General features: G+C 35.4%; 1 protein-coding gene. It reads right to left on the bottom strand.

Features of this window, described 5'->3' with window-relative positions; all coding sequences use genetic code 11:
- Positions 1-32 precede the first annotated feature (32 nt).
- Positions 33-647: hypothetical protein (locus tag AC3G7N_RS21395; protein ID WP_489424151.1), on the bottom strand; the 615-nt coding region annotated here is incomplete at its 5' end.

Genomic DNA, 647 nt, shown 5'->3' with positions numbered 1-647 from the left:
TCACCTCCATAAAAGGACTTCCACCGGAAGCCCTACATTTCCATGTCGTTTTCTTGATTTTTATCTTTCTTGTTCCCAAGCTTCATTAACCTTTCCTGCTCCAAACCTTTCTCAATCTGATTTACTTTTTCTTTTTGCACAGGCGTTAAATCCATTTCTTTTATTTCATCCAAAACTTCTCTTTTTAACATATAGACTTTCTCGTATCCATGTTTTGCTTCAAAATCTTTCATTTCTTGCTCCCCTTTTTTGCTTTCATCAGGGGGTGTTTCCTTTTCACTTGGTTCTTTGTTCAATGACTTCAATACCTCTTGCTTATAAGCATCCTTATAATTGGTTTCTTCTTTTGTAAATTGTAACTTTTGCAGAATACCCTGTTTATAAGCCTGCTTAAATTGTTCAGCTTGATTCATTTGATTATCCTGTTCTTTCTGTACTTCCTCTTCCAAATTTTTAAGCCTTTCCTTTGGATACTTCGATTTCAGCACAGTATCTTGATATAGTGTTTCTAATTTCTCTCGTTTCCATTTGTATCCTTCATTATCTGGATACAATACTTCCTTTTCCTTTGCCGATAACAACGCCGTATACCTGTTTGCTAATTCCTTTTCAAAATCGTGTGTAACTGGCATTTTTCCCCATCCTCT

Source organism: Virgibacillus carmonensis (assembly GCF_057836705.1).
This window is presented reverse-complemented; position numbering and strand designations above follow the sequence as displayed.